Genomic DNA, 16248 nt, shown 5'->3' with positions numbered 1-16248 from the left:
CAAGGACGTGGCGAACCCACAGGTGGCGAGCATGATGTCGATGAAATTGCCGCTGTGGCTTCGCTTTTTCCTGCTCGTCGGCGTCGCCGCCTTTGCAGCAGGCGCAGGTCTTATTGCCTATCGGTACTACAGCCGCCCGGTAACGCTGACTGTGGCGGTCGGGTCGCTCGACGGCGAGGCAGCCAAGGCAATGTCAGCGATGGCAGGCGAGTTCGTTTCAGCGAACGCGCCGGTCCGGCTCAAGGTCCTCGACACCGGCACAGCGCTCGAGGCCGCTGCGGCTTTCTCCGCGGGCAAGGTCGATCTCGCTGTGGTTCGCGGCGATGTCGGCGACTTGTCGCAGGCGCAAGCCGTCGTCGTCGTCAGCCATATGGTCGTACTGATCATCGCGCCGCCGGGATCGTCCATCGACAGCATAGCTAACCTGAAGGGACGCACGGTCGGCGTGGTCGGCGGAGCAGTGAACGCCAAAATTGTCGATGTGTTGACCAAGGGATACGATCTGGCGGGCGCAAAAGTTGTCTTCAAGAACCTTGCTTTGACGGATGTCCGGCAAGCCATCCAGTCGAAACAAGTCGGTGCCCTACTTGTCGTGATCCCGCTCGCCGAAAAATACCTCTCGCTCGTTCGCGGATTTTTTCAGCTCGACCGTAAAAAGACCCCGGTACTGATCTCGATCGAGTCCGCAGGGGCAATTGCAGAGAATGAGCGCGCTTTTGAAAGCTTCGACGTCCCGAAGGGCACACTGCGGGGATCGCCGCCGGTCCCGGAAGATGACCTGACGACCCTGAGGACCTCGCTATACCTGGTTGCGCAAAAGAAGCTTGGCACTGATCTGGTAACCGACCTCACGGAGGCGATCATGAGCGCGCGCAGGAATCTGCTGCGCGAGCAGCCGATTTTCGCGCAGATCACCGCGCCCAGCACCGACCAGGATGCCTACCTTCCGCTGCACCCTGGCGCGGCAGCCGTCTACAACAGCACCACGCAAAGCTTCATGGATGAGTACGGCAACTGGATCTATTTGACGCCGATGATACTGGGTGGCGCTGCCACCATGCTTGCGGCGGCGTGGAAATTCCTGGGCGTCGGCAGCCGCGCAGCCGAAGGTCCGCTCGATTCTCTCTACGCCCTGGCGCGCCGGATTCGGAAGGTCGATACAGAGGCTGAACTTTCGGATATCGAAGACGAAATCGACGGCATTCTAAAAGCGGAGCGCGCCAAATCCGCTGCTGGAGACGAGAGCGCGGTGGATGATGCCACATTGAACGTGGCAGCCCACCGGCTGGAGAACTTGATTCACGACCGACGCACATTGATCGCCAGGGGACCCGCGGTTGCCTCCGCGGCGAAGGCGACACAGCGCTAAGTCACGTCACGCCTCGCAACACACTGGTGAACCATGAATGCAATCGCGCTATCGTGCGTCACGTTTCTATGCATCTCAGGCGGTGCCCTGCTCGGTATGTTCCTTCCTGGGCATCACCTGAGCACGGATGACAAGGATGTGGTCAGGCTGGGCACGGGCCTCATCGGGACGATAGCCGCGCTTGTCCTCGGCCTGCTGATCGCCTCGGCGAAGGGCTCCTACGATACGCAGAGCACTCAAGTCACGCAGATGACGAGTAGTGTTGTCCTGCTCGACAATCTGCTGGCGCAGTACGGACCGGAGACGAACGACGAACGCAATCTGTTACGGCGCACCATCGTTGTTTTAGCCGATCGAATGTGGCGCGAGAAAAGTTCCGAGGTTGCCAAGGCGAACCCCTTCGAGGCGAGCGCCGCAAGCGACGCATTCTATGCGAAGCTTCAGCAGCTTTCGCCGCAAAACGATTCCCAGCGCTCCGTGCAAGCCAGGGCCATACAGGTCGCCACCGACATTGCGCAGATCCGCCTGCTGCTGTTCGCACAGACGAACAACTCGATCCCTATGCCGTTCCTGGTGGTGCTGATTTTCTGGCTCACCATCATCTTTGGAAGCTTCGGCCTGTTTGCCAAACCCAGCGCAACCGTTTTCGGCTCGCTGTTCGTTTTTGCACTGTCGGCCGCCGGGGCGATCTACCTGGTCCTGGAACTGGGTCAGCCATTTGCGGGTTTGATGCAGATTTCCAGCGCGCCACTGCGCAGCGCCCTCACGCCGCTCGGTCCCTAAGCCATTCGCATGATCGAGGTTGCCGGCCAGAGCGACTGGCTTCGCCTTGTCGGTCGCGACATTCGCGCAGGCTATGACGCCCGCGCCGATTCCTCGGCCGGACGGCATGATTTCGCAAATTGCCGTCGGCTGCGGTCCGGGCAGGACAATGGTGAACGGTGTGTGCGTGGCAAGAACCACCATCCGCCAGACCCGCCGCGCCGTCCGCAGGTGTGTGCGATGGCAGGGAGGCGCCTGCGTCTTGTACCAGTGAACGCCCCCAAGCTCACTTGGTCCATAGCAGATGGGCTCGGTTCGATCCAAGGCAGGCGAAGCCGTCACTCGACCGCTACATCTTCAAAGTCGCGATGCATCGTTCGACGCATAACCTCGAAAATGACGGCTGTTGACCAGCCAAACAGCAGTACGCCGTTCATTGCGGTAAGCGGTCCGAGCAGCCGCCAATGCTCAACTGGTACCACGTCGCCATATCCGAGCGTCGTGTAGTTCACAAATGCGAAGTACGTAAGATCGGTACCAGTCGGCGCGGCATCGAGTCTTTCATAGGCCAGCGACCAGACGATGACTTCCGAAGCGTGAGAAGCCATCAAGATCGAAACGGTCGCGATCATGACTGCGATCAAGCGCAACGACGGTCGCGAGGGGGACATCGTGCGCGTCCTTTGCGCGATCTGAACCAGCATAACCATTATCAATGCATGGATCGTAATGTTACAGGCACTCACGACAGTGCCTATCAGCAGTTGACGGAACATCACAGTTTCTCCCGCTGTATTTCACCCCGTGCAAGACTGTCAGTCTGAACCTGGCTATCGCCCGCTACGGCTGACATCGGCCTTAGCCGTTTGCGGCTGTTCGCGGTTATGTCGGTGACTTGTCGTGGCCACGCCGCCCGCCTGCTTTCACGATCGAGATTGGTCAGCGATCTTAACCAATTATCCAATTGCAGCGGTCGGGGCTGGTCTAGAAATCGAGCCAGCAGTCTTGATCTCAATCAACGTTCCGGTTCGGGGAGCAAATGCAATAGAGCACCTCATGCGCGGCAGGTCGGACACTATGGCCAACTCCAGCGCTGCATCTGTAGCTCACAGGTTACTGCCGATCCTGGATTGGGCACCCGGCTATCGACGCGATTGGCTGTTGCCCGATGTTCTCGCCGGCCTCGCGCTTTGGGCCGTCATGGTGCCCGAGGGCATGGCTTATGCCGGCATTGTCGGCGTGCCGCCGATCATGGGCCTCTATACGATCGTGCCGGCGCTACTCGCCTATGCGCTGCTCGGTACGTCGCGGCAGCTCGTGGTGGGACCGGACACCGCAACAGGCCTGATCTCCGCAGTGACTATCGGCGCGATCGCCACGCAGGGAACGGCGGAATTCAACTCGCTGACCTCCACGCTCGCCGTCCTGATCGGATTCTTCTTCCTCTCTTTTGGAATCATGCGCATGGGGTGGGTCGCGAGCTTCATTCCCACACCGGTGATGCGTGGCTTTATCGAAGGGCTCGTGTACGTCACCATCATCGGGCAGGTGCCGCATTTGCTCGGCATCAGCGGCGCATCGGGCAACTTTTTCACGAAGCTTTGGCATGTCTTGCAGCACTTGCCGGACGCTTCAGTTGCGGCTGTGGTAACCGGCATCCTGTCGCTCGTCGCTATGCTGGTGCTCCGCCACATGGCGCCTGCGGTGCCGGCGGCTCTAGTCGTCATGGTCACGGCGACAATCGTGATCGGACTGCTCGGCGGAGAGGCCACAGGTGTGCACGTGGCCGGCCATCTCCCATCCGGCTTGCCTCATTTGACGGCGCCGAATCTGGAGATCTCGACATTGACCGAACTTGTGCCAGGCGCACTCGCCATCGTGCTGGTCGGCTACGCCGAGGCACTCGGCGCTGCCAAGGCTGCCGCCCTGCAGAGCGGCGGCAAGATCGATCCAAACCAGGAGCTGGTTGCGCACGGACCTGCCAACATTCTGAGCGGGCTTTTCGGCGGATTTCTCGTTGTAGGCAGCCTGTCGAAGACTTCTGTAGCCACGTCCGCGGGCGCACGCAGCCAGCTCGCGAACCTGGTCGCGGCGGTCTTTAGCTTCCTTACGCTCATCTTTTTGACCCCTCTGTTCCGAAACATGCCGCAGCCGGCGCTCGCGGCCATCGTCATTGCAGCGATGTTGCATCTGACCAAGCCCAGCTACCTGCGCGAGCTGTTCGTTCGAAGCCGCTGGTCGTTTGCAAATTGTGTGATTGTCATCCTCGGCGAGCTGACTCTGGGGGTGCTCCAGGGCATTGCCCTGGGAGTCGTGCTGTCGCTGCTGACGTTGATCTATCTTGCGAGCCATCCAAGGGGAGCGGAGCTCGGACAACTTCCGGGCACCGAGGCCTATCGCAGCGTGCAACGCCATCCCGAGGCAGTAACATTTCCCGGGCTAATGATCTGGGGAGCGGGCGGCGACCTCTTTTTTGCGAGCATCGGCCACATCAGCACGGCTTTGAAAGCCGCACTGGCCGCGCGGCCAGACGTCAAACGCGTGCTTCTGGATTGCGCCGCGGTCAACTTCATCGACGTCAGTGGAGGAGATGAACTGCTCGGTCTCATCAACGAGCTGCAGAAGATGGGCATTAGCGTCGGCTTTGTCCGGATGCGCGATGCTGTTCGAGATGGCATGAAGCGTGCTGGGGTCGAGGCAATTGTGGGACCGGGGAATTTTTATGATCGCGCCACAGATGGCGTGCGCGCCTGGCAGCAGCAAGCTGACGTTGGTTAGTGCGCCATGAGAGGACATAACCGTTGAACTGAAGCCACCTGACATGGAACGTACAAGACACATCGTCGAACCTACGCCCTCTCCTGGCGCCGCGCATGCTTTGCATATCGTCTCGCCCGACGAGCGGATAGCAGCCGGCAAGGCGTTGCGCGACAAGGTCCCGCGCGAGCAGCACGGGCACTGGAATGGCATTAAGGGACGAGCGGACCCGATCGAGCTTCTGCGCAAGTCAGACGATGATCGGTTGAAAAAGCTCATACCGATCCGGTATGGCCGAATGCTGCAATCGCCGTTTGCCTTCTATCGGGGCTCGGCCGGCATCATGGCGGCTGACCTGGCGCGAACGCCAATCACTGGATTAGAGGTACAAGCGTGCGGCGATTGTCACCTTCTCAATTTTGGCGGATTCGCCACACCTGAACGAAGCATCATCTTCGACATCAACGACTTCGATGAGACTTCCCGGGGGCCGTGGGAGTGGGACGTCAAGAGGCTTGTCGCATCGATCGTGCTTGCTGCCAGATCGAACGGATTGTCCGATGCTCGTGGCTGCGACTGTGCCGTCAATTGCGCGCGCAGATATCGCGAACATATGCGTGAATTCGCCGACATGGACCCGCTTGCAGTCTGGTATGCCGAAACCAAAGCGTCCGACTTCATCGACTCCTTGCCAAAGGCATTGCAACGGAGCGTCAGGAAGCGGATCGAGAAGGCGGCGGGCCGAAGCGGTTCGGAATTTGACCTTCCCAAGCTCGCGGGCTCCGTTGCCGGGCAGATCCGCATTACGGATCAACCGCCATTGATTTTTCATCCGGGATCGATCAGTGCCCCCGAAGCTGAAGCGACACTTGAACAGCTCCTTCACGCTTACCGACAATCGCTGGCTGATGATCGGCGGATGCTGCTCGATCGCTATCGGCTCGTTGATGTGGCCATCAAGGTGGTTGGCGTGGGCAGCGTGGGCCGCAGATGCTGGATCGCCCTGCTGATGTCCGAGGGAAACCACCCTCTGTTCTTGCAATTCAAGGAAGCGGTGAGCTCTGTGCTCGAGCCTTACGCCGGAAAAAGCACATTCGGCCATCATGGGCAGCGCGTTGTGATAGGACAACGTCTGATGCAGCCGGCCTCGGACATTTTTCTCGGCTGGGTCACCGCGCCCAACGGACGACAGTTCTATGTCCGCCAATTGCACGATGCCAAGATCAAGCCCTTGGTAGAGACGTTCAATGCCGGGATGTTGGACGCCTATGCGCAGGCGTGCGGCTGGGTACTCGCTCGCGCGCATGCGAAGGCCAGCGAGATATCGGCGACGATCAGCGGCTATCTCGGATCTTCAAACGATGCATTCGAAATAGCCATGGGACAATTCGCGCTGGCTTATGCGGACCAGGCGGAGCGCGATCATGCCGCGCTCAAGGCTGCGGTGCGAAAGGGAGAGATTGTCGCCGTCAAAGGCGCCTGAGCATGAAGCCGATAACGCGCAATGGCTGCTGATGGCGTCCACCCACGCCGCTTCCTTCGGCATCGGCAAGGGCGATTCTTGATCTAGATCAAGGGATGCCGGGAATTTCGGGAGAAGTCTTGCTAGAGGGGCACATTGCGCCGGAGTTGCTGATCGGTCCAAATGTGAGAATAGCATGGAAGATCCATTCCTGAACTATTTCGCACTTGGCTTGCTGTTTTTCGTGGTGATCGTGCTGGTCTACGGCATCATCGCGATCCACGACATTCCGGCTCGGATCGCTCACGCGCGTCATCATCCGCATCAGGACGCGATCCACGCCGCAGGCTGGATCAGCCTGTTCATGCTGCACCTGCTGTGGCCGTTCCTCTGGATTTGGGCAATGATGTATCGGCCGGATCGAGGCTGGGGCTTCGGTCAAAAGCCGGGTGAGCCGGCCTCACCGCAGGAGGCGGTGGCCGAGCTCGAGGCGCTCAGGCGCCGAATGACGGAGATCGAAGCAAGGCTAGAGAACAGGGATCCAGCAGCTCAATCGAACAAAGAACAGCCTCGGCCTACGGTGGGGCAATCGGGACCAGCGATCTCGGCTGCCGAGGGGAGCGCTCCTGCGACAGATGCGGTAGCTTTGGAGAGCCGAGGCGGCCGACGATAACTGACGTGCTCTCGAAGCTTGGAGCGGGAGGCCACCAATGGAAATCTTGCTCACCTTGACCTACGTGGCGATCTGCGTTGCCATCTTCAAGATTTTCAGAATCCCGGTCAATCAATGGACGCTTGTGACGGCTGCGCTCGGTGGCATCTTCGGGCTTTCGCTGCTGTTCATCACGATGGCCTACAACCACCCGTTTTCAACCAACGGGCGAATTTATTTCACCACTGTGCCGATATTACCGTCCGTTAAAGGCCGGGTGGTCGAAGTGTCGGTCGCGAACCGTACCAACGAGCACCTCGAAGCCGGAGAAGTTCTCTTCAAGATCGATCCCAAGCCTTACGAATATATCGTCGAGCAAAAGCGGGCGGGGCTGGCGGACGCGGAGGCCAGTGTTGCCCAGCTCAAGGCGTCAGTTGATCAAGCCTCAGCGGCGACCGCGAAGGCAAAGGCCCAACTGCAGCTTGCCCAGGAAAACTACGACCGGCAGTCTTACTTGTTTAAGCAGAACGTTGTCGCGCAGGCCACGCTCGACACCGCGACACGCAATCTGGATGCGTCAAAACAAGCCACGGCCGAGGTTGTTGCTGCGGAAGATCGTGCCCGGCAAGCGTATGGCGCGACAGTTGACGGTGAACACTCAGCCATCGTGCGTTTGCGCAATGAGCTTGCCGATGCGCAATACGATCTGGACCAGACCGTTGTTCGCGCACCCACCAGCGGCTTTGTCACCGAGCTGGCACTGCGGCCCGGCGTGTATGTGGTTCCGGCGCCATTCCGTCCAGCGGCGATTTTCGTTAACGACAGCCAGAAGGATCAGTCTTTGGCGGCCGCGTTTCAGCAAAACGCTTTGCAGCGCGTTCGTGCTGGCGATGAGGCCGAGGTTCTGTTCAAGGCCATACCCGGTCGCGTCTTCAAGGCCAAGGTCCGCCTTGTGATTGATGCGATTGCCGGTGGCCAGCTTCAAACCACGGGCACGCTACTGAATCCTGGGGGGGCGGAGGTGCCCGCAGATCGGGCTTTGGTCGTTTTTGACCTCGTCGATGACACCTCAGGTTATCAGCTGCCACTCGGTTCGGCAGCCGAAGCCGCCATCTATACTGAACATTTTCATGAGCTTTCGTTGCTGCGAAAAATCCTTCTGCGTATGCGCAGCTGGAAAAACTACGTCTTCCCGGAAAGCCTCTAGAAGATCGATGACGCACACAGCACTTCTCGGCTCGGCGGCGGCAAACGCGTTGCATCAAATTTTTGAAGTCGCCACGGCCAATCGCTCAGCACTGCCTCTACGCGGCCTGGCGGCCGGACCGGGTCGCTTAAGGCTTGCTCCGGAAGAGTGCGAAGCGGTTTTCCGACCAGAGCACAGCTCATTTGCCTCTCGTGCCTCGGACGTCGTGGCTACGGTCCAGCCTTGGTGGATGTGGCGCGCGCGTCAGCCGGTGCGGTCTCGCCCCTCGCTCCGTCATTGCGAGCGCAGCGAAGCAATCCAGACTGCCTCCGCGGAAAGACTCTGGATTGCTTCGCTGCGCTCGCAATGACGACGAGAGATCATGCGCAAAACAAGAAGCTGACGCGCCAAGGCGATTGAGCGATGCCATCATGCCCCTGTTTTGCCCGACGGAGCAAGTTAGCCCGTTCGTCAAAGGCCGCTGTGTGGACCTCGGACGGGCAGGGGTGAACGCGATCGGCATGGGTGGCACCGCGCGGGTTTCGGTCGAATGAATGAGGACAACCGGCCGCAAAATGGCTGATCTACCTGATCGGCCACCGGGCCGTTCGTTGCTTCCTGCCTGGCGGCATGACCTGAAGGAGAACTGACAATGGCTGATCGCTTTGCTGGATACGGCAATGGCTTGGATTCGCCGGCCGTAAAAGTCGCTCAGGTATCGAGCGACGTCGACCTTCCGGCCGGCCCTTGCCGCTGCCTCTTAGTCGGCACCGCAGGCACGGCTACCGTGATCGATTCCGAGGGGAATACGGCCACTAATATCCCGTTGCAGGCAGGCTACAACCCGTTGCGCGTTACGAAAGTCACCTTCGGCAGCGCGGCCGACGTTTGGGCTCTGTACTGAGATGCCGGGGCTCGGTCTTTCACTCACCAGCCGCGCTGTCCTTGAGACAGGGCCAGGGAGTGGCAACGGAAACTTCATCGACGACAACAGCGTCACGTCGTTTGTTGACGACAATGGTGTGACATCTTTCACCGACGACTCGGGGCATTAAACAATGGCAACTAATCTCGCACTAGCCTCGATCAAGGCCACTGGAAGCCCGACCACCCGCACCCTTGGCGACCGCTTTGCCGACGTTTTCAACGTCAAGGACTACGGCGCCAAAGTCGACGGTAAGACTGTCACCGATCTCGGCGCCACGAACGGCAGCGCGAACGTGACCAGCTCAAGCTTTACGGCCGCTGACGTCGGCAAAGTCATCAACGCCTACATCGGCACCAGCGTGACCACGACGGGCAATACGGCCAGCGGAAGCCGAGTGATCACCGGCCTTGCCAGTACCACGGGCATTGCGCCCTTGCAGAGCGTGGTGGGTACCAACGTTCCGGCTGGTGCCTACGTTGTTGCGGTCGATACGACCAACGCTCGCGTGTTCTTCAACCAAGAGGTGGAAGCAAGCGGCACGGGTAACGTCTCGCTGACCTTCATCAATCAGGTCCCCACATCGATCTTGAGCGCAGGGGCGGGCACGGCCACGCTAAACGTAGCTGCTTCAACCACGGTAACGGCAACGCGGGCGTATTATGGCACGGATGACTCCGCGGCTATCGGCGCTGCTGTCGTCGCGGCCGGCACGAACGGCGGCGGCCTGGTTGTTCTCGGTAACGGCACCAGCATGATCACGACCCAGATCAACCCGGTCGCTTACAATAGCGGCAACTGGCCGTCCAATGTCAGCCTGACCGGACAGAGCCGTTCCGCCAGCGTTCTTCGCTGGGCCTCGCCGAATTCGATGGCAGATACCGCCGGTAACCGGGCCGTGATCTACTCCATCCATGGCGCTCATTCCGCGGCGCTGCACGACTGCAATTTCGAGAAATTCGCCATCGACATGGGCGCGGCGATCGACAGTCCGTACAACTACAATGGCACTGCGATGCGATTGGTGATGAATCGCAACGTCACCATCAGGGACGTCAAGTTCGTAGGCACGCCGGCAACCTGCCTTGGCGTAGACAATCCGCAGCGGCTGCTGATCACTGGCTGTCTTTTCGAGAATTGCGCACGGCTCGGTGTGACTGGGGGCGGCTCAATCGCGCTCTTGCTCAATGAGAATGTGCGCGACCCGGAAAGCTTCATCGTTTCGAACAATCAGATTTTCAATTCCGGCTGCTTCGGCGTTATGTGGGAAAATTTCTTCACCACGTCAGCCAACCCGACGATCAGCGATGACAACGCGATCGTTATCGGCAACTACATCTACTATGACGCCTTCCAGCCCAACAATACCATGGTTTACGGCATCCAAGACGCGGGCGGCTGGGGCTCGCAGATCATCGGCAACGTGATCAAGGGGCCATCGGCCAACACGACGCAGTTCGTCGGCATCGGCATGGCGGCGGGCGACAAGACCACCTTCAACACTGGCGGCGGCCAGACGCTGCGCATCGCCGACAATACCGTCATCGGCATGGGTACCCCCATCTACCTGCTGACGGCCGGCTCCAAAGACATCATAGTTGACGGTAACTTCGTGACGCAGGGGGGCAGGTCGACAACGGGCGGTATCGCGATCAACAACAACGCGGACGGCACCAGCCGCGCGATGAACAACGTCAACATCCGAAACAACGTCTGTTTCGGCAATGCTGGCGCTGGCATCTGCTCCACCCTCGGACCTGCCACGGCCAATACAAACTGGACCATCCAGAACAACACCTGTTTCAACAATGGAACGGTCGGCGGCAATCGCGCTGGTATTCTCTTTGCAACGCCTCAGACCGGCGCCATCATCAGCGGCAATCGCTGCTATGATAACGGCACCGGGATGCAGCAGTTTGGGTTGCAGATCGCCAGTGGCGTCGCCGTCACCGGCGCGCTCGTTGCTGACAACGACTTCACCGGTAATGCCAGCGCTGGCGTGAGTGCGCTCGGCACCATCACTGGCATCTTCCAGGGCAATAAAGGCATGCCGGCGCCGTCGATCTCCGGCAACGGCACCACTCCCACCGGGAACGGCGATATCGGCACCTATACCTCGAATGTCACTGGCACATGCACTGTGGTCGTGACGCCGTTCGGCACGTCCAATATCATCGCTGAGAACGGCTACGTCGGGTCGGCGTTCGACAAGACTACGCCTGCCAACGCTCATTTGCAGACCGCTTATACGACCACGAGCGCTACGTTCAGCGGGTCGACCACGACCGGGGATGTGATCGCGTTCAATCTGCGAATGTTCTAGCGCGTTTGCTCTCGGTTCCAGGGAGTCGGATCTCTCTTCGACGGGTGCGACTCCGGCTGCCGAGCAAGCCACTCTGTATAAGCAGATTTGGCGGCTTGGTCCCAAACCGATGGGCAATAGAAATTATCGCTCATGAGGGCAGAAGAGATGTGGGATGCGTCCATGCTTGCTTTTCCTGCGATCGATCAGGCGAAGATTCTAGCGGCCTAATACTGTCTGTTCCACCAGTTATCGACGTGCTCTTTCCATCGTTGAAACCGGCTGAGCTTTGCGATCCGCTCGTCTTCCTCTGCGTTTAGCGGCCGGACGATGTACCAGAGCGCCGCCGCAATCGCCACAACGCATGCTGCGTAGATGACTTTTTCCAAAGGCATAAGCTGAAATATCCCGAGCAAAGCTTATGGCTACTCCAAGTTGCGCCGCGCAAGCAACTCGGTACTTCTACGGTTCGATCGCGATGTTCTAATCAGCTTCGGCGGCACCTTCACCATAGTCGACCCCGGCTCGACACCATTCAAAGCCCGCATCATCCCGATCCGTGCCTATTTCCTCCCTGACGGCATTCATCTGACGGCCGCGGGATATGCGCTGGTCGAGGCGGTTCGTAAGCCGCTTGAGATCGCCTAGCTGGCGCTTCCCATAGGTGCTGTCCGTATTTAGGCGTCAGCATTCCAAGCTGAATCGTGGAGTGTCCTACTTCGCGCCCACAATGCACTCAGTCGACACGATGATCGCCGCAGACCGCTGAGTCAGATACGGCTTCGGGATGTTCAATTGTTTAGCCGCAACATCGCATTGTTCTTGCGTGTCGAACTTGAAGGTTGTGACCGTAGAGTGAACTCCGTTGGTCGGGGGGATTCCCACCAAAGCCGTGATGAAAACCAGGGTCCACATGCGGGGCTCCTCCTATAAAATAAATTAGCGGCCTATTTCACGTCATTCAATCAATTAGGACATCTGGTGGTTAAATACGGACAGCACGCGAAAACCTGGTGACTGCCCAAGGAGCCGGCATCATTCCCCAGGAACCGGGGCAAATCAATCTAGGGGGCGTTATCGTGGTGTCGGAAATTTCCGAAAGTTCAAAGCGCGCCTTCCGCGGCGCAATTCTGGGCTTCAGACATCATCCCAACCGGCCGCGGAATCGTCTTCGTCCTTACGATCGGAAAAATAGAAGTTGTAGATCTCCGCATCCCGCGAACCCTTGGCAGCCTCGAAGATCACGTAGCGGTATCTGCCGGCCGACAGCATCGTGAGGATCGGGTGGAGCATGTCGCTCGGGAAGTCCAGATGAGCGGAGTAGTTCTTGCCGCGGTACGAGACGCGCCCAGCGGGTCGAATCTTTTCCTGCGGCTTCGGCGAGCCGAGCCTGTCCCCAAACTTTCGGATAGGCTGCTCTGACGCTCCAATCAGACGGTTGTCAGGGAAGCAGATGACCTCGCCGTGAGTGGCCTTCAACACGCCCTTCGGTTCGAGAATAGGCCCTGCAAACTGAATGTGTCGGATATCGTAATAAGGACCGGTTCGGTGGCTCGTTTCATCGATACCGAACATGTAGTCGAAACGCCAACGTTCGATCTGAACGACGTGCTTGACCTTCTCAACGTGCGGCATGGAGCCCTCCGCCTCAGTTTGACTCCGGGGTGGCCGCACTGGGTTGGCGGCCAGTGGCACAGACTGCACATGCCAAAGAAAATAGCCCCAGTTACGCTAGGTGATGCGTGAGGAATGGGTATTCCGGTTTTTCATTTGCTTGGTCGGGCTTTTACCCGTCGTCCTAGTGGCAATCTTATTGTTCAAGCTTTGAGGCCGCGAACTGACGCGGCCTCTTATTGATCTCTCTTCAGCCTGCGCCGGCCCCAATGCGGTTCTTTTCCCTTGGGGTTAAGCTTCGGGACGTAATGGCGGTTCAATGCTCGCATGACTCCGATGCGGGCAAACATCGTCGGGCCGCCACCTTCCGCCACCAGGATCAAGGCCTCCATCGCGGCTTGCCATTCGGGCGCGTTGTGCTCCTTCTTCGGCAAAGCAGTGATGTATTCGCCAGGGTCGAGCAGCGTCACCAGTACGCTATCTCCGATCCTGATCGGATCCTCGAAACGCCGACCCCAGCCTCGTTCGGTCATTCCTTCCGCTTCAGCTCAGGTCCCGCCGCCGCAATGGCTCGTTCAACCTCGTCGGCCAGGATTTTTAGATGCTCGGCCAGCTTGGTGAACAGTTCTCGCTTCTTGGGTTCAGTTGCCAGATCGCGGATCAAGGCGCACTCGGCAGGATCCGTGCGGAGCTTTTCCAACTGAGCCTGCATGTCTTTCATTGCGATCGGTTCCGTTCCCGATCTGGAACTATACCGCTTTGGGCACAAGTGGACAGAACTGATTGCCGGTTTTTCCTATGCTCGTGACCACCTGGGCGACCCCATTACCGCCAAGGTAACCTCCAAACGGCCCCGGCATCTCAGTCTGCGGAAGTGATCCCTTTTACTTGACCGTCGCAATGTCGAGTTCAAAGCCAAGTGCCAGGCAACCTCGGCGGAGCGACTTACTGCGCCTTGTTTATCGTTTCCTGGACCTTTTGCTGGTGGAGCTTTTCCACCGCAGCCTTCATCGGGACCAGCTTGACCGTTAGCTTGTCGATCTTGCCGGTGAACCGGAATGGCGGCTGGTAGTCGTTGTCGTCCACGCCCGTGCGCGTGTCGACACCGACATCGAAGGTCTCGTAGATCGTCTCGACGAATGGAATGGTGTGCGGGATCGTCCTCTTGGCGACTTCCATGCCGTCCACCGACAGGACGCCTGTGCCGCCTTTGCCGAAACCGGGACCGTCATACTTGAAATCAAACGCGACGGCATGCTTGCCCGGCGCGAGCGCCGCAGGGCTCTCCCATCGGAAGCGTTCCACGTCATGATGCCATCATGCCCGTGTGTTGCCCGACGCGTCAATCTAATTTCGGAAAAGTCGTAACTCATTGATCCGACTGACGCCGGCTACTGTGCATGGGGTTGTTTTCGTTTTTTTGATCAGACGGCCCCGACAGCCGTCAGGCCGGGGTGATCGTCCGCAACCAGTATGGCTTGGGAAGATGGATGGTGGGCGCACAAGGGATCGAACCTTGGACCTCTCCCGTGTGAAGGGAACGCTCTCCCGCTGAGCTATGCGCCCGGGACCATCATGCCGACGGCCGGACTTTCGGCCGGCCGGCACATCGGAGCCCGCGATTTAGAAGTGCCGGCCAAAGGTGTCAAGTTTCCAGGCGCGTTGAGGCCGGAAAACCTTCCGTCAATCACGCAATTCGCACGCGAAACCGTGGTTTGGGCCGCTTATGCGCCCTGCTGGCGGGCGCGGGAGGCGTGGGCCTGCAGCGCCCGGATGCGCTCGGCGAGCGTTCCGCCGCCTTCGGGCAGGATGGCTGCGGCCGCGCCATTGCCGGCGGCGTCGTTGGCCGGGCGCGGCGCCGGTTTCGCCGTCTGGCCGGCCTCGGCCGCCAGCAGGGCCTCGATCGGCGAGTTCGGGCCTTCGAGCTGCATCGCGAGCTTCGCGACCTCGGCCGCGATGTCGTTGATGCGTTCGCGCAGCAACGCATTCTCCATGCGCTCGGTCGCCCAGGAACTCTCCGCCTGCTGCTGGATCGCGTTGATGTCGCGCTGGAGCTTGGCGCGCTCGTCGCGCGCGGTGCGCAGCTGCTCCTCCAGCGCGGTCTTTTCCGCGCGGAGCGATTCGAACGCCGCCGACGACTTGCCGCCGCTCAGTGCCGCGACCTCGACGCGCAGCTCCTTGACGGTACGATCGTTGCCCTCGTTGGCCTGACGGAGCTGGTTGTTCTCGTAGTCGCGCTCGGCGAGCAGCTTGCCCTGCGTGGCGAGGCGGCCTTCGAGGTCGGCGACGCGGCCGGACAGCATCTCGGCCTCCTTGACCTGCACGATCAGCTGGCGATCGAGCTCGGTGACGCGCTGGCTCAGATTCTCGACACGGCCGCGTGCGTCGCCGAGCTCGCGCGAGGCGGTCTCCGAGTCAGAGCGCTCCTGCGTCAGCCGCACCTGCGTGGCGGCAAATTCCTTCTCGGCATCGCCGACACGATTTTTCAGTTCCTCGATCTGCGCGCGCACCACGACCAGCTCGACCTGGCGACTCTCCGCCATCATCGAGCGGTCGGACAGCTCGGAATTGATTTTTGCGAGCTCGCCCTGCTTGTCGGTCAGCGCGTTCTCGGCGGCGCGCAGGGCCTCGGTCTTGGCGTTGAATTCCTCTTCGGTGGCGCGGAGCTGCTCCTTCACCGCCTTCTCGCGCGCCTCCAGCGCGAAGATCGTGGCGTTCTTCTCGCCGAGCTCGATCTTCATGCGGTTGATGGCGTCGCTCTTCTTGCCGAGCTCGGCGAGCTGGCTCGTGGTCTTGTTCTTGAGCTGGTCGACGCTCATCTCGAGCCGCCGCGCCGACATGGCGAATTCGGCCCGTAGCTGGTCCTTGTCGGCCTGGATCTCGGCCATCGAGAGCGGCGTGGCGGCCTCGAGCCGGCGCGTGGTCAGGCGGACCGCGCGGTTATGCACCAGCGGCACGATGGCAAGCCCGCACAGCATCGAGAGCAGGAAGCCGATCGCCAGGTACATGATCGGTTCGACCATGGGGCCAGAACTCCGAAAGCAAGGAAAAATTTACCAAAGACAATGCATGGCGGGCCGGCAAAAAGCCAGCCCCGCCCTGTTGTTAACGTGAATCCGGAATCGGACCGGAGGAGGGAGCCCTAGCAGTCTGCTGAAAAACCTCGAAATGGAGCGTCCTCGCCGGTCGTTGTTGGGGCGATGCGGTGGAGTTGGACGT

The 16248-nt window shown here is 59.8% G+C and carries 16 protein-coding genes and 1 tRNA gene; 9 read left to right on the top strand and 8 right to left on the bottom strand.

Annotated elements, in window-relative coordinates; all coding sequences use genetic code 11:
• Positions 1 to 31: 31 nt before the first annotated feature.
• Together AC5ZFO_RS34490 and AC5ZFO_RS34485 are read left to right on the top strand one after the other, a co-directional pair.
• A complete protein-coding gene (locus AC5ZFO_RS34490; RefSeq protein ID WP_496123208.1) occupies positions 32 to 1369 on the top strand; it encodes a TAXI family TRAP transporter solute-binding subunit in 1338 nt (445 codons plus the stop codon).
• 33 nt (positions 1370 to 1402) lie between these two features.
• Positions 1403 to 2152 (top strand): bestrophin-like domain, encoded by a 750-nt coding sequence (locus tag AC5ZFO_RS34485; protein WP_282523346.1) that lies wholly within the window; start codon positions 1403 to 1405, stop codon positions 2150 to 2152.
• A gap of 317 nt (positions 2153 to 2469) precedes the next feature.
• On the opposite strand, the gene AC5ZFO_RS34480 is transcribed toward AC5ZFO_RS34485, so the two are convergent.
• Positions 2470 to 2907: a potassium channel family protein gene (locus AC5ZFO_RS34480; protein WP_282523347.1), complete on the bottom strand. Its 438-nt coding sequence runs from the start codon at positions 2905 to 2907 to the stop codon at positions 2470 to 2472.
• Positions 2908 to 3031: 124 nt separating this feature from the next.
• On the opposite strand from AC5ZFO_RS34480, the gene AC5ZFO_RS34475 reads away from it, so the two are divergent.
• The 7 genes from AC5ZFO_RS34475 to AC5ZFO_RS34445 all read left to right on the top strand — a co-directional run bounded on the left by AC5ZFO_RS34475 (position 3032) and on the right by AC5ZFO_RS34445 (position 12063).
• Positions 3032 to 4909, top strand: coding sequence for a SulP family inorganic anion transporter (locus AC5ZFO_RS34475; protein ID WP_282523348.1), 1878 nt, complete (start codon positions 3032 to 3034; stop codon positions 4907 to 4909).
• A gap of 43 nt (positions 4910 to 4952) precedes the next feature.
• Positions 4953 to 6371, top strand: coding sequence for a DUF2252 domain-containing protein (locus tag AC5ZFO_RS34470; RefSeq protein ID WP_282523349.1), 1419 nt, complete (start codon positions 4953 to 4955; stop codon positions 6369 to 6371).
• A 175-nt stretch (positions 6372 to 6546) separates the two neighbouring features.
• Complete coding sequence (locus AC5ZFO_RS34465; protein WP_404979836.1) at positions 6547 to 7023, top strand: DUF3302 domain-containing protein; 477 nt, start codon at positions 6547 to 6549, stop codon at positions 7021 to 7023.
• A 37-nt stretch (positions 7024 to 7060) separates the two neighbouring features.
• The gene (locus AC5ZFO_RS34460) at positions 7061 to 8209 is read left to right on the top strand and encodes an HlyD family secretion protein (protein ID WP_282523350.1); all 1149 of its coding nucleotides are present in this window, start codon (positions 7061 to 7063) and stop codon (positions 8207 to 8209) included.
• 631 nt (positions 8210 to 8840) lie between these two features.
• On the top strand, positions 8841 to 9092 hold the full coding sequence (locus tag AC5ZFO_RS34455; RefSeq protein ID WP_282523351.1) for a spike base protein, RCAP_Rcc01079 family: 252 nt from the start codon (positions 8841 to 8843) through the stop codon (positions 9090 to 9092).
• A gap of 154 nt (positions 9093 to 9246) precedes the next feature.
• On the top strand, positions 9247 to 11436 hold the full coding sequence (locus tag AC5ZFO_RS34450) for a hypothetical protein (RefSeq protein ID WP_282523352.1): 2190 nt from the start codon (positions 9247 to 9249) through the stop codon (positions 11434 to 11436).
• Positions 11437 to 11850: 414 nt separating this feature from the next.
• The gene (locus AC5ZFO_RS34445; protein WP_282523353.1) at positions 11851 to 12063 is read left to right on the top strand and encodes a hypothetical protein; all 213 of its coding nucleotides are present in this window, start codon (positions 11851 to 11853) and stop codon (positions 12061 to 12063) included.
• Positions 12064 to 12129: 66 nt separating this feature from the next.
• Here the strand turns inward: AC5ZFO_RS34445 and AC5ZFO_RS34440 are convergent, their stop codons facing one another.
• The 7 genes from AC5ZFO_RS34440 to AC5ZFO_RS34410 all read right to left on the bottom strand — a co-directional run bounded on the left by AC5ZFO_RS34440 (position 12130) and on the right by AC5ZFO_RS34410 (position 16052).
• Entirely contained in the window at positions 12130 to 12330 is a 201-nt protein-coding gene (locus tag AC5ZFO_RS34440; RefSeq protein WP_282523354.1) for a hypothetical protein, read from the bottom strand.
• A 222-nt stretch (positions 12331 to 12552) separates the two neighbouring features.
• Positions 12553 to 13050: a hypothetical protein gene (locus tag AC5ZFO_RS34435; RefSeq protein ID WP_282523355.1), complete on the bottom strand. Its 498-nt coding sequence runs from the start codon at positions 13048 to 13050 to the stop codon at positions 12553 to 12555.
• 215 nt (positions 13051 to 13265) lie between these two features.
• Complete coding sequence (locus AC5ZFO_RS34430) at positions 13266 to 13562, bottom strand: hypothetical protein (protein WP_282523356.1); 297 nt, start codon at positions 13560 to 13562, stop codon at positions 13266 to 13268.
• The gene (locus AC5ZFO_RS34425; protein ID WP_496123194.1) at positions 13559 to 13750 is read right to left on the bottom strand and encodes a hypothetical protein; all 192 of its coding nucleotides are present in this window, start codon (positions 13748 to 13750) and stop codon (positions 13559 to 13561) included. The genes AC5ZFO_RS34430 and AC5ZFO_RS34425 overlap by 4 nt, the downstream gene beginning before the upstream one ends.
• 224 nt (positions 13751 to 13974) lie before the next feature.
• The gene (locus tag AC5ZFO_RS34420; RefSeq protein WP_496123193.1) at positions 13975 to 14334 is read right to left on the bottom strand and encodes a hypothetical protein; all 360 of its coding nucleotides are present in this window, start codon (positions 14332 to 14334) and stop codon (positions 13975 to 13977) included.
• A 186-nt stretch (positions 14335 to 14520) separates the two neighbouring features.
• Positions 14521 to 14595: transfer RNA gene (locus AC5ZFO_RS34415), tRNA-Val, on the bottom strand.
• 158 nt (positions 14596 to 14753) lie between these two features.
• On the bottom strand, positions 14754 to 16052 hold the full coding sequence (locus AC5ZFO_RS34410) for a coiled-coil domain-containing protein (protein WP_282523358.1): 1299 nt from the start codon (positions 16050 to 16052) through the stop codon (positions 14754 to 14756).
• Between the last annotated feature and the right edge of the window lie 196 nt (positions 16053 to 16248).

Source organism: Bradyrhizobium sp. Unk1 (assembly GCF_059512345.1).
Note: the sequence above shows the minus strand (reverse complement) of the source record. Positions and strands in the feature narration are given on the sequence as shown.

Coding starts and splice junctions, on each gene's coding strand:
- AC5ZFO_RS34480 (WP_282523347.1), bottom strand. CDS start 2,907: ATGTTCCGTCAACTGCTGATAGGCACTGTCGTGAGTGCCTGTAACATT.
- AC5ZFO_RS34440 (WP_282523354.1), bottom strand. CDS start 12,330: ATGTGGACCCTGGTTTTCATCACGGCTTTGGTGGGAATCCCCCCGACC.
- AC5ZFO_RS34450 (WP_282523352.1), top strand. CDS start 9,247: ATGGCAACTAATCTCGCACTAGCCTCGATCAAGGCCACTGGAAGCCCG.
- AC5ZFO_RS34490 (WP_496123208.1), top strand. CDS start 32: ATGATGTCGATGAAATTGCCGCTGTGGCTTCGCTTTTTCCTGCTCGTC.
- AC5ZFO_RS34430 (WP_282523356.1), bottom strand. CDS start 13,562: ATGACCGAACGAGGCTGGGGTCGGCGTTTCGAGGATCCGATCAGGATC.
- AC5ZFO_RS34410 (WP_282523358.1), bottom strand. CDS start 16,052: ATGGTCGAACCGATCATGTACCTGGCGATCGGCTTCCTGCTCTCGATG.
- AC5ZFO_RS34435 (WP_282523355.1), bottom strand. CDS start 13,050: ATGCCGCACGTTGAGAAGGTCAAGCACGTCGTTCAGATCGAACGTTGG.
- AC5ZFO_RS34465 (WP_404979836.1), top strand. CDS start 6,547: ATGGAAGATCCATTCCTGAACTATTTCGCACTTGGCTTGCTGTTTTTC.
- AC5ZFO_RS34460 (WP_282523350.1), top strand. CDS start 7,061: ATGGAAATCTTGCTCACCTTGACCTACGTGGCGATCTGCGTTGCCATC.
- AC5ZFO_RS34425 (WP_496123194.1), bottom strand. CDS start 13,750: ATGAAAGACATGCAGGCTCAGTTGGAAAAGCTCCGCACGGATCCTGCC.
- AC5ZFO_RS34470 (WP_282523349.1), top strand. CDS start 4,953: ATGGAACGTACAAGACACATCGTCGAACCTACGCCCTCTCCTGGCGCC.
- AC5ZFO_RS34455 (WP_282523351.1), top strand. CDS start 8,841: ATGGCTGATCGCTTTGCTGGATACGGCAATGGCTTGGATTCGCCGGCC.
- AC5ZFO_RS34485 (WP_282523346.1), top strand. CDS start 1,403: ATGAATGCAATCGCGCTATCGTGCGTCACGTTTCTATGCATCTCAGGC.